Annotated in this window: 26 protein-coding genes and 1 tRNA gene; 13 read left to right on the top strand and 14 right to left on the bottom strand. The window is 62.3% G+C overall.

Annotated features, from left to right (window positions below):
- Window positions 1-120: 120 nt before the first annotated feature.
- The 4 genes from PQR27_RS18170 to PQR27_RS18185 form a co-directional block, all read right to left on the bottom strand.
- Window positions 121-3,114: a ribonucleoside-diphosphate reductase subunit alpha gene (locus PQR27_RS18170; RefSeq protein ID WP_408524939.1), complete on the bottom strand. Its 2,994-nt coding sequence runs from the start codon at window positions 3,112-3,114 to the stop codon at window positions 121-123.
- Window positions 3,115-3,656: 542 nt separating this feature from the next.
- The gene (ampD, locus tag PQR27_RS18175; RefSeq protein ID WP_408524940.1) at window positions 3,657-4,253 is read right to left on the bottom strand and encodes a 1,6-anhydro-N-acetylmuramyl-L-alanine amidase AmpD; all 597 of its coding nucleotides are present in this window, start codon (window positions 4,251-4,253) and stop codon (window positions 3,657-3,659) included.
- Entirely contained in the window at window positions 4,250-4,546 is a 297-nt protein-coding gene (locus PQR27_RS18180; protein ID WP_408524941.1) for a PP0621 family protein, read from the bottom strand. The genes ampD and PQR27_RS18180 overlap by 4 nt, the downstream gene beginning before the upstream one ends.
- Before the next feature lie 7 nt (window positions 4,547-4,553).
- Window positions 4,554-5,471, bottom strand: coding sequence for a cytochrome C assembly family protein (locus tag PQR27_RS18185; RefSeq protein ID WP_408524942.1), 918 nt, complete (start codon window positions 5,469-5,471; stop codon window positions 4,554-4,556).
- Between the two features lie 83 nt (window positions 5,472-5,554).
- On the opposite strand from PQR27_RS18185, the gene ffh reads away from it, so the two are divergent.
- Together ffh and PQR27_RS18195 are read left to right on the top strand one after the other, a co-directional pair.
- Window positions 5,555-6,922: a signal recognition particle protein gene (gene ffh, locus PQR27_RS18190; protein WP_408524943.1), complete on the top strand. Its 1,368-nt coding sequence runs from the start codon at window positions 5,555-5,557 to the stop codon at window positions 6,920-6,922.
- A gap of 166 nt (window positions 6,923-7,088) precedes the next feature.
- Window positions 7,089-7,640, top strand: coding sequence for a hypoxanthine-guanine phosphoribosyltransferase (locus PQR27_RS18195; protein ID WP_408524944.1), 552 nt, complete (start codon window positions 7,089-7,091; stop codon window positions 7,638-7,640).
- A gap of 97 nt (window positions 7,641-7,737) precedes the next feature.
- Here the strand turns inward: PQR27_RS18195 and PQR27_RS18200 are convergent, their stop codons facing one another.
- Together PQR27_RS18200 and PQR27_RS18205 are read right to left on the bottom strand one after the other, a co-directional pair.
- On the bottom strand, window positions 7,738-8,337 hold the full coding sequence (locus tag PQR27_RS18200) for a MarC family protein (protein ID WP_408524945.1): 600 nt from the start codon (window positions 8,335-8,337) through the stop codon (window positions 7,738-7,740).
- 12 nt (window positions 8,338-8,349) lie between these two features.
- On the bottom strand, window positions 8,350-10,086 hold the full coding sequence (locus tag PQR27_RS18205; protein ID WP_408524946.1) for a proline--tRNA ligase: 1,737 nt from the start codon (window positions 10,084-10,086) through the stop codon (window positions 8,350-8,352).
- A gap of 303 nt (window positions 10,087-10,389) precedes the next feature.
- On the opposite strand from PQR27_RS18205, the gene PQR27_RS18210 reads away from it, so the two are divergent.
- Both PQR27_RS18210 and PQR27_RS18215 read left to right on the top strand, forming a co-directional pair.
- Entirely contained in the window at window positions 10,390-11,130 is a 741-nt protein-coding gene (locus PQR27_RS18210) for an RNA pyrophosphohydrolase (RefSeq protein ID WP_408524947.1), read from the top strand.
- Between the two features lie 77 nt (window positions 11,131-11,207).
- Window positions 11,208-11,765 (top strand): CNP1-like family protein, encoded by a 558-nt coding sequence (locus PQR27_RS18215; RefSeq protein WP_408524948.1) that lies wholly within the window; start codon window positions 11,208-11,210, stop codon window positions 11,763-11,765.
- Window positions 11,766-11,882: 117 nt separating this feature from the next.
- Here the strand turns inward: PQR27_RS18215 and proB are convergent, their stop codons facing one another.
- The 4 genes from proB to rplU form a co-directional block, all read right to left on the bottom strand.
- Entirely contained in the window at window positions 11,883-13,001 is a 1,119-nt protein-coding gene (gene proB, locus PQR27_RS18220; protein ID WP_408524949.1) for a glutamate 5-kinase, read from the bottom strand.
- Window positions 13,002-13,076: 75 nt separating this feature from the next.
- Complete coding sequence (gene cgtA, locus PQR27_RS18225; RefSeq protein ID WP_408524950.1) at window positions 13,077-14,198, bottom strand: Obg family GTPase CgtA; 1,122 nt, start codon at window positions 14,196-14,198, stop codon at window positions 13,077-13,079.
- Between the two features lie 229 nt (window positions 14,199-14,427).
- On the bottom strand, window positions 14,428-14,691 hold the full coding sequence (gene rpmA, locus PQR27_RS18230; RefSeq protein WP_134961752.1) for a 50S ribosomal protein L27: 264 nt from the start codon (window positions 14,689-14,691) through the stop codon (window positions 14,428-14,430).
- A 25-nt stretch (window positions 14,692-14,716) separates the two neighbouring features.
- Window positions 14,717-15,028, bottom strand: a complete 312-nt coding sequence (gene rplU / locus PQR27_RS18235; protein ID WP_007180329.1) for a 50S ribosomal protein L21 — start codon at window positions 15,026-15,028, stop codon at window positions 14,717-14,719.
- A gap of 238 nt (window positions 15,029-15,266) precedes the next feature.
- Here rplU and PQR27_RS18240 point away from each other — a divergent pair, with 238 nt between their 5' ends.
- Both PQR27_RS18240 and PQR27_RS18245 read left to right on the top strand, forming a co-directional pair.
- Entirely contained in the window at window positions 15,267-16,259 is a 993-nt protein-coding gene (locus tag PQR27_RS18240) for a polyprenyl synthetase family protein (RefSeq protein WP_408524951.1), read from the top strand.
- A 39-nt stretch (window positions 16,260-16,298) separates the two neighbouring features.
- Window positions 16,299-16,375 (top strand) — tRNA-Pro (locus PQR27_RS18245).
- A gap of 17 nt (window positions 16,376-16,392) precedes the next feature.
- On the opposite strand, the gene PQR27_RS18250 is transcribed toward PQR27_RS18245, so the two are convergent.
- On the bottom strand, window positions 16,393-16,521 hold the full coding sequence (locus tag PQR27_RS18250) for a hypothetical protein (protein WP_408524952.1): 129 nt from the start codon (window positions 16,519-16,521) through the stop codon (window positions 16,393-16,395).
- 50 nt (window positions 16,522-16,571) lie between these two features.
- Between PQR27_RS18250 and PQR27_RS18255 the strand changes: the two genes are divergently transcribed.
- The 7 genes from PQR27_RS18255 to yacG all read left to right on the top strand — a co-directional run bounded on the left by PQR27_RS18255 (window position 16,572) and on the right by yacG (window position 23,419).
- Window positions 16,572-17,876 (top strand): HlyC/CorC family transporter, encoded by a 1,305-nt coding sequence (locus PQR27_RS18255; protein WP_408524953.1) that lies wholly within the window; start codon window positions 16,572-16,574, stop codon window positions 17,874-17,876.
- Between the two features lie 130 nt (window positions 17,877-18,006).
- A complete protein-coding gene (locus tag PQR27_RS18260; protein WP_408524954.1) occupies window positions 18,007-19,299 on the top strand; it encodes a GspE/PulE family protein in 1,293 nt (430 codons plus the stop codon).
- Window positions 19,296-20,525 carry a type II secretion system F family protein gene (locus PQR27_RS18265; RefSeq protein ID WP_408524955.1) on the top strand — a complete coding sequence of 410 codons (1,230 nt, stop codon included), beginning with the start codon at window positions 19,296-19,298 and terminating at the stop codon, window positions 20,523-20,525. Before PQR27_RS18260 ends, PQR27_RS18265 begins: the two co-directional genes overlap by 4 nt.
- A gap of 28 nt (window positions 20,526-20,553) precedes the next feature.
- Window positions 20,554-21,495: a prepilin peptidase gene (locus tag PQR27_RS18270; RefSeq protein ID WP_408524956.1), complete on the top strand. Its 942-nt coding sequence runs from the start codon at window positions 20,554-20,556 to the stop codon at window positions 21,493-21,495.
- Between the two features lie 3 nt (window positions 21,496-21,498).
- On the top strand, window positions 21,499-22,101 hold the full coding sequence (gene coaE / locus PQR27_RS18275) for a dephospho-CoA kinase (protein ID WP_408524957.1): 603 nt from the start codon (window positions 21,499-21,501) through the stop codon (window positions 22,099-22,101).
- A 245-nt stretch (window positions 22,102-22,346) separates the two neighbouring features.
- The gene (gene zapD, locus PQR27_RS18280) at window positions 22,347-23,102 is read left to right on the top strand and encodes a cell division protein ZapD (RefSeq protein ID WP_408524958.1); all 756 of its coding nucleotides are present in this window, start codon (window positions 22,347-22,349) and stop codon (window positions 23,100-23,102) included.
- Window positions 23,103-23,221: 119 nt separating this feature from the next.
- On the top strand, window positions 23,222-23,419 hold the full coding sequence (yacG, locus tag PQR27_RS18285) for a DNA gyrase inhibitor YacG (RefSeq protein WP_408524959.1): 198 nt from the start codon (window positions 23,222-23,224) through the stop codon (window positions 23,417-23,419).
- A gap of 58 nt (window positions 23,420-23,477) precedes the next feature.
- Here the strand turns inward: yacG and PQR27_RS18290 are convergent, their stop codons facing one another.
- From PQR27_RS18290 to argJ, 3 genes are read right to left on the bottom strand one after another with little or no spacing between them, the layout of a single operon-like run.
- Window positions 23,478-23,900, bottom strand: a complete 423-nt coding sequence (locus tag PQR27_RS18290) for an NUDIX domain-containing protein (RefSeq protein WP_408524960.1) — start codon at window positions 23,898-23,900, stop codon at window positions 23,478-23,480.
- Complete coding sequence (locus tag PQR27_RS18295; protein WP_408524961.1) at window positions 23,897-24,766, bottom strand: ATP-binding protein; 870 nt, start codon at window positions 24,764-24,766, stop codon at window positions 23,897-23,899. Before PQR27_RS18295 ends, PQR27_RS18290 begins: the two co-directional genes overlap by 4 nt.
- A 41-nt stretch (window positions 24,767-24,807) precedes the next feature.
- A complete protein-coding gene (gene argJ, locus PQR27_RS18300) occupies window positions 24,808-26,049 on the bottom strand; it encodes a bifunctional glutamate N-acetyltransferase/amino-acid acetyltransferase ArgJ (protein ID WP_408524962.1) in 1,242 nt (413 codons plus the stop codon).
- Between the last annotated feature and the right edge of the window lie 137 nt (window positions 26,050-26,186).

A 26,186-nucleotide genomic window follows, 5' to 3' on the forward strand; every position in this document is an offset into this window, starting at 1 on the left:
TCGACATCTTGTGCCGCGCCACTCATCTGCTTCGCTCGCTGCTCGCTGCATGCGGGTCATTACCTACAACCCGTCAGCAAGCAGCGCTCCTGCTACTTGCGTCGCACTTGCCAGCCTGTGTTACTGGCAAGCCTCGCATTCGTCGAAGCCAGGGTCGCCCGGACGCATCATGCACACAGGACCATCCGCTTCCGGCGCTGCTTCAATCGCGACTGCCGGAGCGGCCGCCGCTACCTGGATGCCGCCCGAAGCTGCACCGCCGCTCACGCCGAAGCCACCTGCAGCACCGCCGGCCGCGCCACCCGAGCCTTCACCACCGCCCGAGCTCACCGCGTTCAGCGCGCCGTGCGCCACCGTCGACTTCTCGACGTGCGTCGCCGCCATCGTGCGGAGGTAGTAGGTGGTCTTCAGGCCGCGCACCCATGCGAGCTTGTAGATTTCGTCGAGCTTCTTGCCCGATGCGCCGCCCATGTAAATGTTCAGCGACTGCGCCTGGTCAATCCACTTCTGACGACGCGAAGCGGCTTCCACCAGCCACACCGGATCGAGTTCGAACGCGGTCGCGTAGATCGCGCGCAGGTCGGCCGGGATGCGGTCGATGCGCGAGAGCGTGCCGTCGAAGTACTTCAGGTCGGCGACCATCACTTCGTCCCACAGACCCCGTTCCTTCAGGTCGCGCACCAGGTAGTCGTTGACCACCGTGAATTCGCCTGACAGATTCGACTTCACATACAGATTCTGGAAGGTCGGTTCGATACAGGCCGACACGCCGATGATGTTCGAGATCGTCGCCGTCGGCGCGATCGCCACGCAGTTCGAGTTGCGCATGCCGTAGGTGGCGATGCGCGAACGCAGTTCGGTCCAGTCCATCGATTCGCTCGAATCGACTTCCACATAGCCGCCGCGTGCTTCGGCCAGCAGCTTCACCGAGTCTTGCGGGAGGATGCCGCGATCCCACAGCGAGCCGCGGTAGCTGGAGTAACGGCCGCGCTCCTGCGCCAGTTCGGTCGACGCGTAGTAGGCGTAGTAGCAGACCGCTTCCATCGACGTATCGGCGAACGCAACCGCCTCTTGCGATGCGTACGGCGTGCGCAGCAGGTGCAGACAATCCTGGAAGCCCATGATGCCCATACCGACCGGACGGTGCTTCAGGTTCGAGTTACGCGCCTTGGCGACCGCGTAGTAGTTGATGTCGATCACGTTGTCGAGCATGCGCATCGCCACGCTGACGGTGCGCTTCAGCTTGTCGTGGTCGAGCGCCAGGGTGCCGTCGGCCTGTTCCTTCAGGTGAGCGACGAGGTTCACGGAACCCAGGTTGCAGACGGCGATTTCGGCGTCGCTGGTGTTCAGCGTGATTTCCGTGCACAGGTTCGACGAGTGGACGACACCGACGTGCTGTTGCGGCGAACGCACATTGCACGGATCCTTGAACGTGATCCACGGGTGGCCGGTTTCGAAAAGCATGCCCAGCATCTTGCGCCACAGTTGCGCCGCCGGGATCTTCTTGAACAGCTTGATCTCGCCGCGTGCGACCTTGTCTTCATAAGCCGTGTAAGCCGTTTCGAACTCGGCGCCGAACTTGTCGTGCAGGTCCGGGCAGGTGGACGGCGAGAACAGCGTCCAGTCGCCGCCTTCGTGCACGCGCTTCATGAACAGGTCGGGAATCCAGTTCGCCGTGTTCATGTCGTGGGTGCGGCGACGGTCGTCGCCCGTGTTCTTACGCAGTTCGAGGAATTCTTCGATGTCCAGGTGCCATGTTTCCAGATAGGCGCAGACCGCGCCCTTGCGCTTGCCGCCCTGGTTCACAGCCACAGCCGTGTCGTTGACGACCTTCAGGAACGGCACGACGCCTTGCGACTTGCCATTGGTGCCCTTGATGTGGGAACCGAGCGCACGCACGCGCGTCCAGTCGTTGCCCAGACCGCCGGCGAACTTCGACAGCAGCGCGTTTTCCTTCAGCGCTTCGTAGATGCCGTCGAGGTCGTCGTCGACCGTGGTCAGGTAGCACGACGACAGTTGCGAGCGGCGCGTGCCCGAGTTGAACAGCGTGGGCGTGGACGACATGAAGTCAAAGCTCGACAGCACGTTGTAAAACTCGATCGCGCGCGCTTCGCGGTCGATCTCGTTCAACGACAGACCCATTGCCACACGCATAAAGAATGCCTGCGGCATTTCGATGCGCACACCGTCGTGATGCAGGAAGTAACGGTCGTACAGCGTTTGCAGACCGAGGTAGCCGAATTGCAGGTCGCGGTTGTTGTCGAGTGCGGCGCCTAGGCGCTTCAGGTCGAACTGCAGCAGCTTGTCGTCGAGCAGTTCGGCTTGCACGCCGCGCTTGATGAACTGCGGGAAGTACTCGGCGTAGCGATTGGCCATTTCGCCTTGCGTGACTTCCTCTTCGAGGATCTCGCGGCGGATCGTGTGCAGCAGGATGCGCGCCGTGACCTGGCTATACGCCGGGTCCTTCTCGATCATCGTGCGGGCAGCGAGGATGGCCGAGTCGTAGACCTGGCTCATCGGCACGCCGTCATACAGATTCTTCACCGTCTCCGCGATGATCGGGTCGGCGTTCACGGCGTCGCCCAGGTTCGCGCAAGCGGATTCGATGATGCCGCGCAGCGCAGCCATGTCGAGCGGACGCGTCACGCCGTTGTCGGTGACGTTCAGACCCGGGGTGTTGGCGACGATCTGGTCGTCATGACCGCGCGCCTGACTGCGCTTCTCGCGATACAGCACGTAGGCACGCGCCACGTTGTGCTCGCCGCCGCGCATCAGCGCGAGTTCGACCTGATCCTGGATGTCTTCGATATGGAACGTGCCGCCGTTCGGGCGGCTGCGCAGCAGTGCGCGCACCACGTTCTGCGTGAGTTGCTCGACCAGTTCGCGCACACGCGCCGACGCCGCGCCTTGACCACCGTTGACGGCCAGAAATGCCTTCGTCACGGCGATGGCGATTTTCGACGGTTCGAACGACACCACGCTGCCATTACGGCGGATCACCTTGTAGTCGGCATACGTCGCTTGCGGCGAGACTTGTGCGCCTTGTGCCTGGCTGAAAGCCTGGCCAGTCGGTGAGCCCTCGTACCGGGTCGTCACGTTGTCGGTGGTTTGCATGTGCAAAGCTCCTGGTCCTGGAAATGTTGCGGTGAATGCCGCGGATTAAAACGAACGCTGCGCCGCCGCGTGCGCAAGCGATGGGGTGCAGGAAAAGGACCGGCTAAGCCGGATGGCGGGATGCGAGAGCGATGAAGCCTGATTCGAATTGATAACGGTCTTCATCGTGTGTGTCGCGATCACTTGCCAAGCCCCTTTCCTGAATGCTTCTGGATGCCACCGGTGGTCTCGCCGGCCGCGCCGCAGGAATATTTTTTTCGCTGCCTGAAATGCTTGCGGCGCCATGCTCGAAGAGCGGACGCCGCTGACTTATTCACCCAGTTGTGCACTCGGTTATTCACATGGTTATGCACAGCACAACACAAGATATAGTGCAAAACTGGATTTGTGGCACCAAGTATAGTGGAGATTCGAGACAGGTCAAATCGTTTTATTTGCGCCTGAAGTCTTGACTTTTGCATCGCACGGCGCGAAGCCGACTCCCCGGAGAACAAGGCAGCGCCTTGTTCTCCTCGCATCACGCGAACTCGCGCAAAGGGTCGTTACGGCGTTTTGGAAAACTTGAGATAGGGGAAATACTGAGCGGAGAGGGCCGTCTCGCGCTGCAGGCGCTGCCACTCGAAATGAGGCCCTGGATCGGTCTTGCGACCGGGCGCGATATCCGAGTGACCGGCAAGCGCTTCGACCGGATAGCGGGCCTCGAGCGCGTTCACGAGGGCAGCGAGCGTGCGGTATTGCGCCGCTTCGAAAGGCGTCGTGTCACTGCCTTCCAGCTCGATGCCAATCGAGAAATCATTGCAGCGTTCGCGGCCGAAAAAACTCGATGGGCCGGCATGCCACGCGCGCTCATTGCACGACACATATTGCTCGAGCGCGCCGTCGCGATGAATCACGAAATGCGCCGACACCCGCACGCCACGCAGATGCGCGTCGTAGTACGGGTGAGCGTCGCAGTCGAGTGTGTTCAGGAAGAGTTCGGCAATCGCCGTGCCGCCGAACTCATTGGGCGGCAGGCTGATGTTGTGGACGACGATCAGCGTCGGCACGGCCCCTGCGGGCCGCGCTTCGAAATTCGGCGATGGAAGCTTGCGTGCGGCGGCGACCCAACCGTCTGCATCGACGGTAAACGTGACGCTCATCGGGCGTCGCGGCCCGTGGGCCGGGCGCCGTGACGCTGCGCGTGCGCGGGGCAGCAGAACGGCTGCCCCGCCACCACCACTGAATCGCTTTTCGGCGCATGCACGCCACACTCGACGCAGCGGATCATCGGCTCCGGGAGCTGCGGCCGCGCTTGCGCAGAGGCGGACTCACGGGTGCCGCCGTTCGCGCCGGCGCCCGTGCGTTGTGACGCCTGCGCGTCATGACGACGCAGCGCCTTGACCAGCCACTGGCCGACGACGAACAACAGGATCAACAGAAAAATTTGTCGCATAGGACACTCACACTACAGCACGGTGCAACAGCACCTCGAAAACGAAACGGCTGCCGACGTACGCCAGCAACAACGCGACGAACGACGCCAGCACCCAGCGCAACGCCGCACGGCCGCGCCAGCCGGACACCTTGCGCGCGGTCAGCAGCGCGCCGAACATCACCCAGGAAAGAATCGCGAACACGGTCTTGTGATCGAGCCGCAGCGCGCGATCTACCAGCTGCTCACTGAACAGGATGCCCGAGACCAGCGTCAACGTGAGCAGCACGAAGCCCGCGCCGATCAGACGGAACAGCAGCTTTTCCAGCGTCAGCAGCGGCGGCAAGGTATCGAGCCAGCTCGACAGCCAGCCGTTGCCGGCCGCGGCGACATGTCGCTGCGCTACTCCGCCACGCATCGCATGCAAACGGCGCTCGACCAGCAGCATCAGGATCGCGTGCAGCGCCGCGATGGCGAACAGGCCGTACGCGATGTTGGCGATCAGGAAGTGCAGCTTGAACATCGGCGCGGCCGAATACGGCAGCACGCGCACGCCGTTAAACGCCAGCGGCAACAAGGAAGCCATGCAGGCAAGCGGCAACACCAGCAGGCGCAGGCCGTCGAGCGGAAAGAAAAAGCTCTCGATCCAGTAGATCCCGGCGCCCAGCCAGAACATGGCCGACAGCGCGAACGCGAAACCGAACACCATCGCGTTCTGGGGAAAAATGGTGGTATGCAGCAAAACACCATGCGCGAGCAGCGCGACGAACAGCAGCGTGCGGCCCGACGTGCTCATGCCGGACGCGGCTGACACGCCCGCGGCGGCCGGCATTGGCGGCACGCTTTCAAGCATGGGGCGCATGGCGGCGTGCCGGTGCGAGCGCCAGCCCGCGACGGCGAGACCGCCGTACAGGAGCGCAGTGAGGGCATACAGTACAATATCCATATTCGAAGTTTACACTAGGCCCCTGCTCCGCGACGTCTTCCGCGTCGCGCACTGCCTGGGCCGCGCACTGTTCATCGCTCCCCATGCTCGACAATCTGACTCAACGGATGGCGCGCGTCGTCAAGACGCTGCGCGGCGAAGCCCGGCTCACCGAGGCGAACACCCAGGAAATGCTGCGCGAAGTGCGCCTGGCGCTCCTCGAGGCAGACGTGGCGCTGCCCGTCGTGCGCGAGTTCGTCGCCAAGGTGAAGGAAAAGGCGCTCGGCGAGGAAGTCATCAGCAGTCTGTCGCCGGGTCAGGCGCTGGTTGGCGTGGTGCAGCGCGAGCTGACCGCGATCATCGGCGGCGACTACGAAGGCAAGGCAGTCGAGCTAAATCTCGCCGTCACGCCGCCGGCCGTCATCCTCATGGCGGGTCTGCAAGGCGCCGGCAAGACCACCACGGTCGGCAAGCTCGCCAAGCTGCTGCGCGAGAAGTACAAGAAAAAGGTGCTGACCGTTTCGTGCGACGTCTACCGCCCGGCTGCTATCGCGCAGCTGAAGACGGTGACCGAGCAGGTCGGCGCGGATTTCTTCCCGTCGGAACCGGATCAGAAACCGGTGGATATCGCGCGTGCCGCGGTGGACTGGGCCAAGCGCCACTACCATGACGTGCTGCTGGTCGACACGGCCGGCCGCCTCGGTATCGACGAGGCGATGATGCAGGAAATCACCGCGCTGCACGGCGAGCTGAAACCGGCGGAAACGCTATTCGTCGTCGATGCGATGCTCGGTCAGGATGCGGTCAATACGGCCAAGGCGTTTAGCGACGCGCTGCCGCTCACCGGTGTGGTCCTCACCAAGCTCGACGGCGACTCGCGCGGCGGTGCGGCGCTCTCCGTGCGTCATGTCACCGGCAAACCGATCAAGTTCGTCGGCGTTGCCGAAAAGCTCGACGGCCTTGAAGTCTTCTATCCGGACCGCATGGCGAACCGGATTCTCGGCATGGGCGACATTCTCGCCCTCGTCGAAGAAGCGCAGCGCGGCGTGGACGTTCAGGCCGCGCAGAAGCTCGCGGACAAGGTCAAGAAAGGCGGCGACTTCGACCTCAACGATTTCCGCGCGCAACTGACCCAAATGAAGGGCATGGGCGGCCTGTCGTCGCTGATGGACAAGCTGCCGGCCCAGTTCCAGCAAGCTGCCGCCGGCGCCGATATGGGCCAGGCCGAAAAGCAGATGCGCCGCATGGAAGGCATCATCAATTCGATGACGCCGCAGGAGCGCGCCAAGCCCGACCTCATCAAGGCGACTCGCAAGCGCCGCATCGCCGCAGGCGCGGGCGTGCAGGTGCAGGAGGTCAACCGCATGCTGAATCAGTACGACCAGATGCGCACAATGATGAAGAAGCTCAAGGGCGGCAATCTGCAAAAGATGATGCGCGGCATGAAGGGCATGATGCCCGGCATGCGCTAAGCTTTACCAAGACGGCGGCGCGCGTGATTCCGTGCAGGAACGGCACGCGCGGCTGACTCAGGATGGGTGCGGGTTTATTCTGTACCGCACGCCGCCGTCCCCAAGGGGACTTCCTTCGGGGCGTTCTCACCCACACTATGTATACAGTTACCGCTCGTCAGACGTCATGAACCGCGAAGAAGCTCTCCACATTTTTAGACACTCGGAAGAAATCGTTTCGGCCGACGAAGTCAACGCGTCGATCAGCGGCATGGCTGCGGCCCTCCGCAACGAAATGAGCGAGGATTTCCCGCTCGTGCTGTCGGTGATGGGCGGCGCGGCGGTGTTCACCGGCATGCTGTTGCCGCACCTCGATTTTCCGCTCGAGTTCGACTACATCCACCTGACCCGCTACCGCAACACCACCAAGGGCGGCAACGAGATGCAGTGGCGCGTGGCACCGGCTGAGTCGGTGAAAGACCGCGTGGTGCTGGTGCTCGACGACATCCTCGACGAAGGTGAGACGATGGCCGCGATCCGCGACCGCATCCTCGCGATGGGCGCGAAGCGCTTCCTGAGCGCGGTGCTGTGCGAGAAAATCATTCCGAAGGCCAAGCCGCTGCGCCCGGATTACTGCGGTTTCGAAGTGCCGGACCGCTACGTGTTCGGCTGCGGGATGGACGCGAAGGGCTACTGGCGCAATCTGCCCACCATCCGGGCGTTGACCGAAGGCGCGTGAGTTTCCAGCGCCTGTGCGCTGGCTTGCGGCTGATGTCACGGCGATAAAAAAAGCGGCCTTTGCGGGCCGCTTTTTTGTTTGCTGCATGACACTCGATTCATAGTTGATGCACGAAGCTCCGAATCCCACCCAGCATCATCTCGACCGAAATCGCCACCAGCACGAGCCCCATCAAGCGCTCGAACGCCATCATCGTGCGCTCGCCAAGCCAGTTCTGGATACGCTCCGCCAGCATCAACACGATCGCACAGACGATCATCGTGACAGTCAGCGCGCCAATCCACTCGAACATCTTGCCGGGCGCCTGCGACGTCAGCAGCATTACCGTTGCCAGCGCCGACGGGCCTGCCAGTGCCGGAATGGCGAGCGGCACGATCAGCGGCTCGCCGCCGCGAGTATCTCCGCCGAGCGCACCGTCCGGATGCGGAAATACCATCCTGAGCGCAATCAGGAAGAGCACGATTCCACCGCCGATGCGCAACGACTGGTCGGTCAGACTCATCATGCGCAGGAAGCTGTCGCCGACCACCATGAACACCAGCAGGATCGCGAAGGCGATCGCCACCTCACGGAGGATGACGATCGTGCGCCGCTCTGGCGCCACCCCGCGCAGGCAACTGATGAAGAGCGGAATATTGCCAAGCGGATCGGTGATCAGAATCAGCAGGACGGTCGCGGATACGAAGGTGTACTCCACCGTCCGCTCCGTTTAACGCACCAATGCCGCGCGAACCTTCCCGATCACCGTTTGCGCGGCGTCTTCGACCGGCAACAGCGTCGCTTCCGCGTCGCGGCGGCCCTGATACTCGAGCTTGCCGTCCTTCAGGCCACGATCACCGATTACCAGGCGATGCGGCACGCCGATCAGCTCCCAGTCAGCGAACATCACGCCCGGACGCTCGCCGCGGTCGTCGAGAATCACGTCGACGCCCGCTTCGACGAGCGCCGCGTACAGCTCGTCGGCCTGTTCACGCACGGCTTCACTGCGGTCGTAGCCCATCGGGCACAGCACGACTTCAAACGGCGCAATCGATTCCGGCCAGATGATGCCCTTGTCGTCGAAATTCTGTTCGATCGCCGCGCCCAGAATACGCGTGACGCCGATACCGTAGCAGCCCATCTCTAGCCGCTGCGGCTTGCCGGTTTCGTCGAGGCAGGTCGCATTCATCGCATCCGAATACTTCGTACCGAGCTGGAACACGTGGCCCACTTCGATACCGCGGCAGATATCGATCACACCCTTGCCGTCCGGCGACGGATCGCCCTTCTTCACGTTGCGGATATCCGCAACGACCGGCTCCGGCAGATCGCGGCCCCAGTTCACGCCGGTAATGTGAAAGTCCACCTCGTTCGCGCCGACCACGAAGTCGCTCATGTTCGCGACCGTGCTGTCCGCGACGACCTTGACTGGCTTCTTCGTGTTGATCGGGCCGAGGTAGCCCGGCGGCGTGCCGAACGTTTCGACGATCTCGGCTTCGGTCGCCATGCGGAAATCGGCCAGACCCGGCAGCTTGGCCGCCTTGATTTCGTTCAGATCGTGATCGCCGCGCAGCATCAGCAGCCAGATGGTCGGCTCGGCGCCTTCGTTTTCCGTGGCGAGGACGATCGACTTGATCGTGCGGTCGAGCGGAATGTCGAGCAACTCGGCCACGGCCTCGCACTTGGCCTTGCCGGGCGTTGCCGTTTTCTTCATTTCTTCCGCGGGCGCGGCACGTTCCGCGTAGAGCGGCAGCGCTTCAGCCGCTTCGACGTTGGCCGCAAACCCGGAGGTCGGGCAATAGGCGATCGCGTCTTCGCCCGTCTCGGCGATCACGTGGAATTCGTGCGAACCGCTGCCGCCGATCGAGCCGTTGTCCGCCGCCACTGCGCGGAAATCCAGACCGAGGCGCGTAAAGATGCGCACGTACGCGTCATACATCTTGCGATACGACTCGCGCAGACCTTCCGCGTCCTTGTCGAACGAGTACGCGTCTTTCATGATGAACTCGCGGCCGCGCATCAAGCCGAAACGCGGACGGATCTCGTCGCGGAACTTCGTCTGGATCTGATAGAAGTTCACCGGCAACTGGCGATAGCTCTTGATCTGGTTACGTGCGATGTCCGTGACCACTTCCTCGTGGGTCGGGCCGAACACGAAATCAGATTGCTTGCGGTCCTTGAAGCGCAGCAGTTCGGGACCGTACTTCTCCCAGCGGCCCGATTCCTGCCACAACTCGGCTGGCTGCACCGCCGGCATCAGGAGTTCGATCGCGCCTGCCCGGTTCATTTCTTCGCGCACGATGGCTTCCACCTTGCGGATCGAGCGCAGGCCGATCGGCAGGTAGTTATAGATGCCGCCGGCGACGCGGCGGATCATGCCTGCGCGCACCATGAGCTTGTGGCTGACGATTTCGGCGTCGGCAGGAGCTTCCTTCAGGGTGCCAATAAAGAAACGGGAGGCTTTCATTCAGATTATCCAAAAGCGGCGGCTCCGGAGGGACCGCCCGAAAGGTGAAAACGGTGGGGAAATCGACACAGATCCGGCGCACAGCCGGCGGATTTGCCAGACATCTGGCAAAAACCGGCAGATCGCGGCGCCGAAGCCGCCGTGCAAAGCCTTTGCAGCAAGGGATAAGGCACGGAAAGACTGACAGGCTACCGCAAACACGGCACTTTTGCGGCGAATCGTTCCATTCTGGTGCGAATCGGTGCGTCGGGTCCGTTATCTGTTTATAATCAAAGCAATTTTAAAGGATTCGAAGGTGGTTGTATGCTGGATCGTGAAGGCTTTCGCCCGAACGTCGGCATCATCCTCTTGAACGCGCACAACGAGGTGTTTTGGGGCAAACGGCTCCGTGAACATTCCTGGCAGTTTCCGCAAGGGGGCATCAAGTACGGAGAGACCCCCGTGCAAGCGATGTATCGGGAGTTACACGAAGAAACCGGCCTGCTACCTGAGCACGTCAAGGTGATCGGTCGCACGCGCGACTGGTTGCGTTACGAGGTGCCTGACAAGTTCATCAAGCGCGAAGTACGCGGTCACTACCGCGGCCAGAAACAAATCTGGTTTTTGCTCCGGATGGTTGGACGCGATTGCGACATCTGCTTGCGCGCCACGGATCATCCTGAGTTCGATGCGTGGCGCTGGAACGAGTACTGGGTGCCGCTCGACTGTGTGATCGAGTTCAAGCGGGATGTATATCAGTTGGCGCTAACGGAGCTATCCCGTTTCATGCGCCGGGCTGTGCCGCGTGCGGAAAAACCTGGCGGGCATCATGGGCCGCGTTATCCCCGGATAGCGTCGTCCATGGAAGGTCCGCCGGATTCGACGATGATGACGGTCACTTCAGTGACTACCGTTAGCATCGAAACGTCGATTCACACGACGATCGCGTCAGATTGCGGATCGGGTCCCGCGTCGGCTACCGAGCTTGGCGCCGCGTCGGAGCACGAAGACGAATCGGACCACGAAACCGCCGGTTCGCTGTACCGCCCGGGCGTGCGCAATTAACAACTCTGAGCGGCTGTCCACGCCGCCTCTCTCTGGCGCGGCTCAACGAGCCGCGCCAGTGTTTCGAGGAAATCATATTGAAAGCACTTGCTCTCGTCGTGGCGTGCGTCGCCACCGGCGCCCTGCTGGCTGGCTGTTCGAGCGCCGGCAAACCTACCAATCAAGACGACAGCGCGTTCACCTACCTGCTTGACCGGCAGAGCAACTGGGTTGAAAACAAGGTGGACACCCTACCGCCGCTGCCGCAAGATTCGAATCTGCTGCCATTCGAAGTGTCCGGCAACACGCCACTGCAGTTCTCGATCGATAGAAACTCGCTCACCGTTGGCACCGACGGCGTGGTGCGCTACACCGTGGTCGTGACGAGCCCGAGCGGCGCACGCAATGTGAATTACGAAGGGATTCGCTGTGATACGTATGAATGGCGTTTGTACGCAGGCCTGAACGCCGATCACGACGGGTGGGATCAGACGGTGGCGAACGGCTTCACGCGTATCGAAAACGGCGCGCTGAATGCCTATCAGGCGGCGCTGTATCAGGATTACATGTGCGCGAACAAGATGCCGACGGGGAGCGCGCAGCGCATTGTCGAGAACATCCGCTACAAGCGCACAGCCACCTCCTTGATTCACTAAGGCGTTTCGCCCACGCTCTCGCGCTTTGCGCCTTGCGCCCGCCGGGCGTACGAGATGAAAAAGCCGTTCCGGCTCACGCTGGAACGGCTTTTTGCATGCTGCGCGACTGCCGGCGAATCAGACCAGCACGAGGTTGTCGCGATGTATCAACTCGGGCTCCAGCATGTAGCCGAGCACCGATTCGATCTCGCCACTCGGGCGCCGCTGAATCAGCTTGGTTTCCGCGCTGCTGTAGTTCGTCAGGCCACGCGCCACCTCGCGACCCGCCGCACTCAGACAGGCAATGACTTCGCCGCGCGCAAACGCGCCCTGTACGCCGACAATGCCGATCGGCAGTAAGCTCTTGCCGCCTGCGGTGAGCTTTTCGACGGCGCCGTCGTCGATCACGACATGGCCGCGCACCTGCAGGTGATCAGCCATCCATTGTTTGCGCGCCGCCATCCGCGCGGTGCGTGCGATCAACTGCGTGCCGATCGCCTCGCCCGATGCCAGCCGTGACAAGACGTCCGCTTCGCGGCCGCTCGCGATTACAGTATTCGCGCCGCTGTGCGCCGCGCGCTTGGCGGCGAGAATCTTGGTCAGCATGCCGCCGCGACCGAGGCTCGAGCCCGCGCCACCGGCCATTGCCTCGAGTTCCGGCGCGCCGGCATCGGCTTGCTGGACCAGCGTTGCATTCGGATTCTTGCGCGGGTCGGCAGTGAAGAGCCCTTGCTGATCGGTAAGGATGACGAGCGCATCGCCCTCGATCAGGTTCGCGACAAGCGCGCCCAGCGTGTCGTTGTCGCCGAACTTGATTTCGTCGGTCACGACTGTGTCGTTCTCGTTGATGATCGGCACGACGCCCAGACGAAGCAAAGTCAGCAGCGTGGAGCGCGCGTTCAGGTAGCGTTCGCGGTCGGCCAGATCGGCGTGGGTCAGCAGAATCTGCGCGGTCTGGATCGAATGCTCGGCGAAGCGGCTTTCGTAGACCTGCGCAAGGCCCATTTGACCGACAGCCGCGGCCGCCTGCAATTCGTCGATCTCGCGTGGCCGCTTGGTCCAGCCAAGCCGCTGCATGCCTTCGGCAATCGCGCCCGAACTGACCAGCACCACTTCCTTGCCCTGCGTGCGCAGCGCTGCGATTTGCGCGGCCCAGCGGCCGATCGCAGCATGATCGAGGCCGCGCCCGTCATTGGTGACAAGGCTCGAGCCGACTTTCACTACCAATCGCCGTGAATCTGCGATGACGGAACGCATTGTGCGCGGTCTCCAGGATGACGCGTGATGCATGCCGGCATGCCCTTGCAGGCGCCGGCGCTCAGGCTTGCTCTATTACTGCGGCTCAGCGGCGGAGTCATCCGCGGCGGCGGGCGGCGTTTCAGGCTTCTCGCGAAAACGCACGTCGGCAGCGAGATCTTCCGCCTCAGCCGCGCGTTGGGCGTCCGAATGCGCGGCGATGTGATCGAACACCGCGTAGCAAAGATTTTCACAACCCTGGCCGGTCAGCGCCGAGATTTCGAACACGGGACCATCCCAGCCGAAGCCCTCGAGGAATGCCGAGACACGCGCCTCACGCTCGTCTTCGGGCACCATGTCCAGCTTGTTCAGCACCAGCCAGCGAGTCTTTTCATACAGCAGTTCGTCGTACTTGCGCAGTTCGTTGACGATCGCCTTGGCTTCTGCGACGGGATCGACCGCTTCGTCGAACGGTGCGAGGTCGACGATGTGCAGCAGCAAGCCGGTGCGCTGCAGGTGACGCAGGAACTGGTGACCGAGGCCCGCGCCTTCCGCCGCGCCTTCGATCAGGCCCGGAATGTCGGCGATCACAAAGCTGCGGCTCGGCCCGACGCGCACCACACCGAGGTTCGGCGCGAGCGTTGTGAACGGGTAGTCGGCGATCTTCGGCTTTGCGTTCGATACCGACGCGATGAAGGTCGACTTGCCGGCATTCGGCATGCCGAGCAGACCGACGTCGGCCAGCACCTTCAGTTCGAGGCGCACCATACGGCGCTCGCCCGGCTTGCCGTCGGTCTTCTGACGCGGCGCGCGGTTGGTACTGGATTTGAAATGCAGGTTGCCAAGACCGCCCGCGCCGCCTTGCGCGATCTGCACGCTCTGGTTGTGCTCGGTCAGATCGGCGATCAGCTCGCCGGTTTCCATATCGGTGATGGTCGTGCCGACCGGCATGCGCAGCGTAATGTCGTCGCCGCCCTTGCCGTAGCAGTCCGCGCCGCGGCCGTTTTCGCCGTTGCGCGCCAAATGTTTTTTCGCGTAGCGGTAGTCGATCAGCGTGTTGATATTGCGGTCTGCCACCGCGATCACGCTGCCGCCCCGGCCGCCGTCGCCGCCATCCGGGCCGCCGAACGGAACGAATTTCTCGCGGCGCATCGACGCGCTGCCATCCCCTCCGTCGCCGGCGATGACTTCAATCCTCGCTTCGTCAATGAACTTCATGCGTAACTCCGTCCCGTGGTGTGCTGCTAGATGGTGCTGCTAGATTTGGTGCTATTGAATACTGCTATTTTGCCGCGCCCGCCGTATGGTGATCAATCAGCCGATCGGCCAACCGTTGCCCATCGCCATTCGATCCGCCGTTTTGCCCGGCAAAAAGCGCTGCAATAAAAAAAGCCCCGCTAACTTCGCGGGGCCTTCTTCCGGTCCTGAAGCCCGTGCCTGATTAAACTCAGACTGCTGCCGGGACGACGTTGACCATGTGCTTCTTGGCTGCGCCCTTCGTCGAGAAATTGACGTGGCCGTCCGTCAGCGCGAACAAGGTGTGATCCTTGCCGATACCGACGTTGTCGCCCGGGTGCATACGCGTGCCACGTTGACGCACGATGATGCCGCCAGCGTTGATGGCTTGACCGCCGTAAACCTTCACGCCGAGACGCTTCGATTCAGAATCGCGGCCGTTCCGGGACGATCCGCCTGCCTTTTTGTGTGCCATTTGATTTGCTCCTTAACCGTTGCGCTTACGCGTTGATCGCGTCGATGCGCAGTTCGGTATAGTTCTGGCGGTGGCCGCCATGCTTCTGGTAGTGCTTCCGGCGACGCATCTTGAAGATGGTCACTTTTGCGTGACGACCTTGCGACACGACGGTAGCCTTGACGGAAGCCCCACTGACCAGCGGCGTACCGAACTTAATCGATTCGCCTTCGCCCACTGCGAGAACCTGGTCGAGCGTGATTTCAGCGTCAATGTCTGCCGGTATCTGTTCTACTTTAAGTTTTTCGCCGACGGCAACTTTATACTGCTTGCCACCGGTTTTTATGACCGCGTACATTGAGAACCTCACTCTGTGTTCATTTTTCCCACGCACCGCGCGCGGAAACCCGTGATTATACATAGAGTTAGCTGCGCGGTCAAAACTCATTGAGCGCCGCCGCGGGGCGGGCCGGCGCCTTGCGCGCAGCCCTGGCACGCGGCCCTGCGGTGGCCTCCTATCGCGCCGCGCCGCAGCCTGCGACCCGGAACTGTCGCGATTCGCCTTATAATTCGCGGCACTACCCAATTCAGCCATCATGTCGTCGACTGCCACCCCCTCCTCCAACGCCGCCAGCCTGCTCGCTCCGATCGCCGAAGACATGCAGCAGGTCAATCGCGTCATACGGCACCGTCTGGCGTCCGACGTGATGCTGATCAATCAGATCTCCGAATACATCATCAGCGCCGGCGGCAAGCGGCTGCGGCCCGCGCTGCTGCTACTGGTGGCGGGCGCGCTGGGCGAAACCACCGGGCATCGGCACGAACTGGCCGCGGTGGTCGAATTCATTCATACGGCTACGCTGCTGCACGACGACGTCGTGGACGAATCCGATCTGCGGCGCGGCCGGCAGACCGCCAATGCGCTGTTCGGCAATGCCGCGAGCGTGCTGGTCGGCGATTTCCTGTACTCGCGCTCGTTCCAGATGATGGTCGGCGTGGGCAAGATGCGCGTGATGGAGATTCTGTCGGAAGCGACCAACATCATCTCCGAAGGCGAAGTGTTGCAACTGCTGAACATGCACGACGCCGACGTGGACGAAGCGCGCTACATGCAGGTGATCCGTTACAAGACAGCCAAGCTGTTCGAAGCCGCGGCCCAACTCGGGGCGGTGCTAGCTGGCTCGGACACGAAGACCGAAGCGGCCGCGGCGGAGTTCGGCCGGCGCATCGGCACCGCGTTCCAGATCATGGACGACTGGCTCGACTACACCGGCACAGCGGAATCGATGGGCAAGAATGCCGGCGACGACCTGCGCGAAGGCAAACCCACGCTTCCGCTGATCTATCTGATCGAACGCGGCACGCCCGAACAAGCAGCGCTCGCCAGGGAAGTCATCGAGCAAGGCGGCACGGATCGTTTCGATACGATTTTCGAGGCAATCACGCGTTCGGGCGCGCTGGATCACACGCTGGAATGCGCAAAACAGGAAGCTCAGGCAGCAGCCGCAGCAATTTCTTCGTTTCCCGATTCCATTTTCAAAGATAGCCTGCTAGAATTATGCTCTTACTCGACGGCAAGACAGTCTTGAACGAGACTGAAACACCGTAAGAGTCCAGCAGTATGAAATCGGGGTGTAGCTTAGCCTGGTAGAGCGCTACGTTCGGGACGTAGAGGCCGGAGGTTCGAATCCTCTCACCCCGACCAGATTTTCCCTTGTTAGTTCAAGGCTCGAAAAACCGCCCAGCTTGCTCGGCGGTTTTTTTGTTTTTGGCTGCAATTTTTCGCGCCTCACCTAAGGGCGCCATGCCGCAGGTCATTTGTCTTAGGCCTTCCGCCAGCGCGGCTTGCACGCCCCCCTCTGCTATATTCTCTTCATCCTCTCCCCTATTCCTCACGACGCGTGGAACAACTTCCCTTATGGGCGCAGATCGGCGCCGTCTTCCTGCTGCTTATCTGCTCCAGTTTCTTTTCGATTTCCGAAACGGCGATGATGGCGCTCAACCGTCATCGCCTCAAACACCTCGCCAACCAGAACGCGCTTGGCGCGAAAACAACCCAAGGCCTGCTCGCGCACACTGACCAGCTGCTCAGCGTCGTCCTGATCGGCAACAATCTGTTCAATACGATCATCCCGGTGCTCACTACCTCGATCGCGTTGCACACGTTTGGCCGCAATAACCTGGTGCTGTCGATCGCGACCGGTATCGTTGCGTTTCTGATCATCGTGTTCGCGGAAATCACGCCGAAAATTGTCGGCGCCACCTTCCCCGAGAAGATCGCGTTGCCCGCCAGCCTGTTGATCGCGCCCATGATGCGCGTCGCCAGGCCGCTCGTCTGGTTCGTCAATCTGTTCGCGAATGCCATCTTGCGGGTGCTGCATATCAATACCAAAGGCGCGCACGATCAGCGCCTGTCCACTGAAGAGCTGCGCACCATCGTGCTCGAATCGGGCAGCTTCATGCCCACCAAGCACCGCAGCATTCTGCTGAACCTGTTTGACCTCGAAAACATTTCCGTCGACGACGTGATGATCCCGCGCCGCCGTATCGAAGCGCTCGATTTCGATGCGCCGTTTGAACAGATCCTGCATCAGCTCGAAACCTGCTATCACAACAAACTGATCGTCTACCAAGGTGACATTGACCGTGTGCTCGGCGTGCTGCACGTGCGCAAGACGCTCGCCGCCCTGCACAACCAGGAGCTGGAACGCGAGACGTTACGCGAACTGTTGGCCGAACCGTATTTCGTGCCGACGGGTACGCCGGTATTCCAGCAACTGCAGTATTTCCAGGAAAGCCGTCACCGTACGGCGCTGGTCGTCAATGAATATGGCGAACTGCAAGGGCTCGTCACGCCGGAAGACATCATCGAAGAACTGATCGGCGAATTCACCACGTCGATTCCACGTAGCGCCAATTCGCGTGGCGGCTGGAACGAGAACGGCGAATGCATCGTGGCAGGCAGCATGCCGTTGCGTGAACTGAACCGCTGGCTGCAACTCACGCTACCCACGGATGGGCCGAAAACACTCAATGGCCTGATCCTCGAAATTCTCGAAGACATTCCCGACGGCGACGTGTGCGTACAGATCCGCGACGTAAAGCTCGAAGTGATGCGCAGCGACGATCAGGCGATCCGCACCGTCAAGCTGTTCAAGCCGCCCACCCGCGCGGGCGCCAAGGCCGTGAAAGCGGCGCGTGGCTGAGCCCTAAGCGCTGCAGCATCGCACGCACTGGCCGCGCGCACAATTAGCCGATTGGCTGACTGGCGGCACCGGCCGCTGCATTGGATGATGACGTCGTCAAGTTCTACAGGCGGCTCATCACCGGTCTCTCATGTCAGCTTCTTTTCAATCCGCGGCTCCGCGATTGCGGCCTGTTGCTTTCGAAAACGAAGGCGCAGCCAGGCCGAAATCCAACGCGTTCGCACCCGATACCAACGCAAGTCTCGTCGACCCCGACAATGCCCCTGCTGTCCGTTTGCTGACCGACACGTTGCAGGAAGCAACCCGCCGCAACGCGTCGGATCTGCATATCGAACCAGCGGAACACGGCTGGCGAGTGAGGCTGCGGATCGATGGCGTACTGCATGAGATTCCTCAACCACCTGCCCATTTACACGACGCGTTCATCACGCGCGTGAAGGTGCTGGCGCGCATGGATATCGCGGAACGGCGCGTGCCGCAGGACGGCCGGCTGCGCATTGCCACTTCGCCCGGCCGCGTGGAAGACTATCGCGTCAACTCGCTGCCAACGCTATTCGGCGAAAAGCTGGTGTTGCGCAGGCTCGATGCGTTGCCCACCGATCTTTCGCTCGACTCGCTCGGCCTCGATCCACAGCAACGAGAAACAGTCGATGCAGCGATCCGCGCGCCGCATGGCCTCGTGCTCGTCACCGGGCCCACCGGCAGCGGCAAAACGCTTTCGCTCTATTGCTTCCTGCAGATGCTCAATGCCGAAGCGCGCAATCTTTGTTCGGTTGAAGATCCGGCTGAAATCCAATTGGCCGGCATCAATCAGGTCAGCGTGCGTGAAAAGGCTGGCCTGACTTTCGCCGTAGCCCTGCGTGCGTTTCTTCGTCAGGATCCGGACGTGATCATGGTCGGCGAAATCCGCGACGACGAAACTGCGGACGTTGCCGTGAAGGCGGCGCAAACCGGCCACCTTGTCCTGTCCACCTTGCATACCAACGACGCGCCTGCCGCGATCGCACGCCTGATCGATATTGGCGTGGAACCGTACAACCTGGCAGCCGCGCTGCGGATGGTGACGGCGCAGCGACTGGTGCGCAAGCTGTGCGTTGCGTGCCGCGCACCTGCTCCGCAATCCGTGGCGGCATTACACGCGGCAGGCTTTGCCGACGATCAGCTCGACAGCTGGCAACCGTACGCGGCCAACGGATGTGCGGCCTGCCACGGCATCGGCTACCGGGGGCGCGTCGGTGTCCATCAGGTGATGCCGGTCTCCGATGCGATGCGTGAGCTGATCGTGGCCACCGCCAGCACGCATGAACTCGCGCGGCTTGCTCAAGCAGAATGCGTAGCCACCTTGCGCGACGCGGCGCTGTCCCGCGTGCGCGATGGCACCACCAGTCTCGCAGAAGCGCTCGCAGCCACTGAGGTCGCATGACCACAGCCACGAGTAACCAATCCACTGCAGGCGACTTGCGCTTCAGATGGCGTGGTGTCGATGCCAACGGGGTACAAAAAAATGGCGCACTCATTGCGCCGGATGCACGCGCCGCGCGAGCAATGCTCAAGCGCGACAATCTGTTTATCTTCGACCTCACAGCGCAAGGGGCGGCGCCGCGCCCCAAGACCCGTGCTGCGGACGTCACACTCTTCACCCGCCAACTCGCCAGCCTGTTGCGCGCCGGCTTACCCCTCGCGCCTGCGCTGGACCTTCTGGCGCAAGCGCCACGGTCGCGACTACAAGGGATGCCCAGGATCGTTGCCGCTGTGGCCCGCGATATCACCGGCGGCCTGCGTTTCTCTGCAGCGTTGCAGCGGCATCCCGTGCAATTCAACGCGCTTTACTGTCAGCTTGTCGAAGTCGGAGAAGCGGCCGGTGCGCTGGCGAACGTTCTTGCCCGGCTTGCCGAAGATCGTGAACGCGCCGCCGCGCAGCGTGCCAAGGTACGCGCGGCGCTGACCTATCCGGTAGCGATCCTGCTGCTCGCGATCGGCATTACCGCAGCGTTGCTAGTGTGGGTCGTGCCGACCTTCGGCCAGATTTTCGAAGGCTTCGGCGCCAAATTGCCCGCGCCGACGCAGTTCGTACTGGGGTTGTCGTCCGGTGCGGCGCGCTGGAGCGTGCCGGTGCTTGTTATCGTCTTCGCGGCGACGTCGGCTGTGACGTTTCTGCTACGGCGTTCCGAAGCGGCGCGCATCCAGTTCGCGCGTTTATCGCTGACAATGCCGGTCGCCGGGCCATTGCTGGGTACGTTGTGCGCAGCCCGCTGGAGCCGCGCGCTCGGCACCTTGCTGTCCGCCGGTACGCCACTCGCCGACGCATTCGATTCCCTGACCCACGCCACCGGCAACGCCTTCTTCGATCGCGCCACGGTGGAGATTGCCGCGCGGCTGCGGCGCGGCGAACGGCTTGCGGCCGCGATGCATGCGGCGCACTGCTTTCCGCCCGAGGTCATCCAGCCGGTGGCGGTTGCCGAAGAATCCGGCGCGCTCGACACCATGTTGATCGACGTGGCCTCGCTAAGCGATCGTCAGGTCGACGAAAAGATTGGCACGCTGTCGAGCCTGTGCGAGCCGCTCGTCATCATCGTGCTGGGCGCGCTGGTCGGCGGTCTCGTGATCGCAATGTATCTTCCCATCATTCAACTCGGCAACGTGGTGTAGCATCGCAGCCGAATCCAGATCTTTCGTTATGCAGGCTACCCTCCCACTCGTGCCAGACACCTCTTCCAGCATGCTTTCGGGCTTGCTGCCCAGCCACTTTGCGGCCGGCCTCGGCCTCGCGTTTGGCAGCCTGCCCACCAGCCTGCAGATTGCGTTCACGGTCGTCTTCGGTCTCGTGATCGGCAGCTTCCTGAATGTGGTCGTGCATCGCGTGCCGATCATGCTCGAGCGTGCATGGCGCGAGGAAGTCAGCGAAGCCACCGACACACCGCTCGAAGATGACGGCCTGCCTGCACGCTACAACCTGTGGGTGCCGCGCAGCGCGTGCCCGCATTGCGGCCACGTGCTCGGCGCATGGGAGAATCTGCCCGTACTGAGTTATCTGCTGCTGCGCGGGCGGTGTTCCGCGTGCAAGACCCGCGTCAGTCTGCGCTACCCGTTGCTCGAAATCGCCAGCGCGGCTTTTGCGCTCGGTGCGCTCGCACTGTTTGGACCGACCGGCATGGCGCTCGCCGCCTTCGGGCTGTGCGCCGCCTTGCTCGCGATGAGCGCGATCGATATCGACACCCACCTGCTGCCTGATTCGATGACACTGCCGCTCTTGTGGGCGGGCCTCATCGTCAACTTCAGCGGCATGTTCGCCAGCCTTCACGACGCGGTGCTGGGTGCAATCTTTGGCTATCTGGTGCTGTGGGCCGTGCACTGGGTGTTCAGGCTGGTGCGCGGCGTCGAAGGGATGGGCTACGGCGACTTCAAACTGCTGGCCGCGCTAGGGGCATGGCTTGGCTGGGCGGCGTTGCCGCAGATCGTGCTGATCGCCGCGGTGGCCGGCGCGGTGGTCGGTCTCGCGGCAACCTGGCGCGGACGGATGCGTTTCGAAGAACCACTGCCATTCGGCCCGTTTCTCGCAGCGGGCGGTGCTGTTACGCTGTTTCTTGGCACACCGCTCTATCTGGCTCTGGGAGGCTGAAGCATGTTTGTTGTGGGTTTGACTGGCGGCATCGGCAGTGGCAAATCGACTGTAGCGGACCTGTTCGCCGTGCACGGCGTGCCACTGGTCGACACGGACCTGATCGCGCACCGCGTCACTGCGCCACACGGCGTGGCGATGCCGCAGATCGCCGCCGAGTTTGGCGACGAATTCGTCGCGGCGGACGGCTCGCTCGACCGCGCCCGCATGCGCACGCTGGTATTTAGCGACGAGGCCGCGCGCAAGCGCCTTGAAGGCATCACCCATCCGTTGATCCGCGCGGAGACTGAGCGTGAGCAGCGCGAGGCGCAGGGACCGTACGTGATCGTGGTCGTGCCGCTACTGATCGAGTCGGGCAGTTGGAAGACGCGCGTAAATCGCGTGCTGACGGTCGATTGCAGCGTCGAAACGCAAATCGCGCGCGTCATGCGCCGCAACGCATTCAGCCGTGAACAGGCGCTGGCGATCATCGCGCGCCAGGCAACCCGCGAAGCGCGGGTCACCGCTGCTGACGACGTGATAGACAACGACAACACGCCGCTGGACGCGCTGACGGCGCGGGTCGAGGCGCAGCATCGCGTGTACCTGGCCCTCGCCGGCGCCTGAAGGCACACGCACGGCACACGCACGCGAGACCCGCGCAAGAGGCAGACATGACGCCAGCATGGCCGATCTCGCGCAGCTCTAGTGAACTTTGCGGCAATACGAGAGCCAAAGCGCACTGAAAACCAGCCGAAACACGCAAAAAAAGTCGCTAAAGCGCATCGAAAAAGTGTGTGATTGCTAGGGTAGTCTCACGGCATTAGAATGTTCTGCATTCCCGTCACCGACCACGCCTGAGGCGAGCCCGCTTGATCCTTTACGAGTATCCCTTCAACGAGCGAATCCGGACGCTATTGCGCCTCGAAGATCTGTTCGAGCGCTTCACGTTCTTTCTGACTCAGGAAGATGCCAGGGAACATCACGTCGCACTGACCACGTTGTTCGAAATCTCTGAGGTTGCGGGTCGCGCGGATCTGAAATCGGATCTGATGAAAGAACTCGAGCGTCAACGGCAAACGCTGGCGCCATTTCGTGGCAATCCCGGCATCGAGCAAAACGCGCTGGAAGCGGTGCTCGGGGAAATTGAACAGACCTTGGCGGGGCTTTCGCAAATGCAGGGCAAGACCGGCCAGCATCTTGCGGACAACGAATGGCTCGCCAGCATCCGCAGCCGCGCGATCATTCCCGGCGGTACCTGCAAGTTCGATTTACCTTCGTACTACGCGTGGCAGCAATTCCATCCCGACCAGCGCCGTCAGGACATCGCCAAGTGGGTAACACCGCTGCTGCCGCTGCGCGACGCGGCCACGATTGTCCTGCGTCTCGCGCGTGAATCCGGTCAGGCGTCCAAGGTGATGGCCATGCAAGGCAGCTATCAGCAGATGCTGTCAGGTCGCTCCTATCAATTGATGCAGGTACGGGTTGCACCGGAATTGCGCGTGATTCCTGAAGCGAGCGCCAACAAATACATGCTGTGGGTACGCTTTACCGTGCAGGATGGCGATCTGAGGCCGCGCGCGGTCGATGTCGACGTGCCGTTCCAGCTGACGCTGTGCAGCCTCTAGCGCACGTATGCACACCTGAGCGAACCCTGTAGAACCGGATCATGGGCAGCGCCTTTAAAGCGGCGAGAAATGCCCCTATATTCGATACCTATCCCGATTCCGATTGACTGCCTGACCGTATGCCTACCGTCGTCAAATGCCCCACCTGCGGAAAGGATGTCCGCTGGACCCCCGAGAACCGCTTTCGCCCGTTCTGCTCCGACCGCTGCAAGCAGATCGACCTCGGCGCCTGGGCCGCTGAGAAATACAAGATCGGCGGCACAGATACAGAAACGCAGTCTGATGAAACGCCGGGCGGCGATTACAACCCGCATTGAGGCTGGCTACGCGGGCTAACGTTGCGAGCGCAGCGTCGCCCGTGGCAGGCTCTTATTGTCAGTTCTTTTCGGCTGCGAGCCATTCCAGCACGGGAATGGTCGCCGGCAACAGCGGCGAGACTTCCGCAGGCAGCGCCTGCCAGACAAAAGCCTGGCCTTCCCGGCCGTGGGGTTCGCCGGACCACTGCGTCACCTTGCAGAAGAACAGCCGTACATAGGCGTGCGGGTAATCGTGTTCGAGCGTATGCCACAAATGGCTCGCCTTGACGTCAATGCCCAGTTCTTCGTGCAATTCACGCGCGAGGGCCGCCTCAACCGACTCCCCCGCCTCCAGTTTGCCGCCCGGAAATTCCCAATAGCCTTCGTACGGCTTGCCGGCAGGACGCTGCGCGAGCAGATAGCGCCCGTCCGGCTGAATCAGCACGCCGACGGCGACCTCCGTCACCGGGCGGCCAGCGGCATTCTGCTGCTTGTCACTCATACCGGCGTCTTCCGGCCTGACCAGTCGCGCGCGAACTGCCACGCAACACGCCCTGAGCGCGAACCGCGCTCCAGCGCCCACACGAGCGCATCGCCGCGCGCCGCTTCGACTTCGGCGTCGTCGCAGCCGAAGTGTCGCAGCCAGTGGGCAATGATCGACAGGTAATCGTCCTGTTTGAACGGATAGAAGCTGACCCACAGCCCAAAGCGCTCGGACAGCGAGATCTTCTCTTCCACCAGTTCACCCGGATGAATCTCGCCGTCGGACGTGTGCTTGTACGTCTCGTTGTCGCTCATGTACTCGGGCAGCAGATGGCGGCGATTCGACGTGGCGTAGATCAGCACGTTGTCGGACTGCGCAGCGATCGAGCCGTCGAGCGCGACCTTCAGCGCCTTGTAGCCCGATTCGCCGTCTTCGAACGAGAGGTCGTCGCAGAACACCACGAAGCGCTCCGGCCGCTGCGCGATCAGATCGACGATGTCGCCAAGGTCGTGCAGATCGTCTTTATCCACTTCGATCAGACGCAGGCCGTCTTTCGCATACGCGTTCAGGCAAGCCTTGATCAGCGACGACTTGCCGGTGCCCCGCGCGCCCGTCAGTAGCACGTTGTTGGCTGGCTGCTTGTGCACGAACTGCCGGGTGTTCTGCTCGATCAACCCTTTCTGGCGATCGATGTTTTGCAGGTCGTCGAGCGTGATCGCCGAAATCGCGGGCACCGGCTGCAAATAGCCGCGCCCCTGGCGCTTACGCCAGCGAAACGCCACCGCAGCTTCCCAATCGATGTTCGGTGCGGCAGGCGGAAGCATCGCTTCGAGGCGGACGAGCACGGCTTCGGCCCGGGTCAGAAACTGTTCGAGTTTATCCATGGCGGTGAGATAAGCGGCGAGGCGCCGCGTAATGAACCTGGTTACGAACGATAGTCGGCGTTGATGCTCACGTAGTCGTGCGACAGATCGCAAGTCCAGATCGTGGCTTGCGCATTGCCGCGGCCGAGTACGACGCGAATGCCGATCTCGCTCTTTTTCATGACGCGCTGGCCGTCTTCCTCACGATAGGCCGGATTGCGGCCGCCGGCAGTTGCGACCAGCACGTCGTCCAGATACAGATCGATCTTGCCGACGTCGAGATCGTCCACGCCGGCATAGCCGATGGCCGCAAGAATGCGGCCGAGATTCGGATCCGATGCATAGAAGGCCGTCTTCACGAGCGGCGAGTGGCCGATCGCGTAAGCGATCTGGCGGCATTCGCCGACGCTCGAGCCGCCTTCCACCTGCACGGTCATGAATTTGGTCGCGCCTTCGCCGTCGCGCACGATCAACTGCGCGAGCGTTTGTGCGACTTCGGTCACCGCGTCGCGCAACGCTGCGTAAGCGGGCGAATCGGTGGACGTGATCGCCGGCAGGCTCGATTTGCCCGACGCGATCAGAATGAATGAATCGTTGGTCGACGTGTCGCCGTCAATCGTGATGCAGTTGAACGAGCGGTCCGCCACGTGTTTGACCAAGGCATCGAGCACCGGTTGGGCGACGGCGGCGTCGAACGCGAGGAAACCGAGCATGGTGGCCATGTTCGGCTTGATCATGCCAGCGCCCTTGCTGATGCCGGTGAGCGTGACCGTGTGGCCGTCGATGGTGACCTGACGCGAAGTGGCCTTCGGCAGCGTGTCCGTGGTCATGATCGCGTGGGCTGCGTCGTACCAGTTGGCTTCCTTGCGGTTCGCCAGCGCAGCCGGCAGACCGGCCTTCAGACGCTCGACCGGCAGCGGCTCCAGAATCACGCCCGTCGAAAACGGCAGCACCTGCTCCGGCGTGATCTCGACGAGACGCGCCAGTTCAGCGCAGGTTTCGCGCGCATGCGCGAGGCCCGGTTCGCCCGTACCCGCATTCGCGTTGCCGGTGTTGATCACCAGCGCGCGGATCGGTTTGCCGCCGGTGCGCACACGCTCGAGATTCTCGCGGCAGACCGTTACCGGCGCGGCGCAAAAGCGGTTCTGCGTGAACACGCCGCCTACCGTCGCGCCTTCGTCGACGGAAATGACCAGCACGTCCTTGCGGTTTGGCTTGCGGATATTCGCCTCCGCCCAGCCTAGCGTAACGCCGGCGACGGGATGGAGTTGAGCGGGATCGATCGAGGGGAAATTGACAGCCATAGTCGCGACCTGTCGAAGAAAATGCCGGCGGGCGCCGGCATCGAGGGGATCGGAAACTGGTGGTTCGGGCATGCTGCCGAACCACCGCGAAATCAACAGCAATGCACCGTGTAAAGCGACGCGGCGCGCTTAAAAGC

The sequence above is a fragment of the Paraburkholderia fungorum genome, from assembly GCF_046027215.1.
Taxonomy (GTDB): Bacteria; Pseudomonadota; Gammaproteobacteria; order Burkholderiales; family Burkholderiaceae; genus Paraburkholderia; species Paraburkholderia fungorum_D.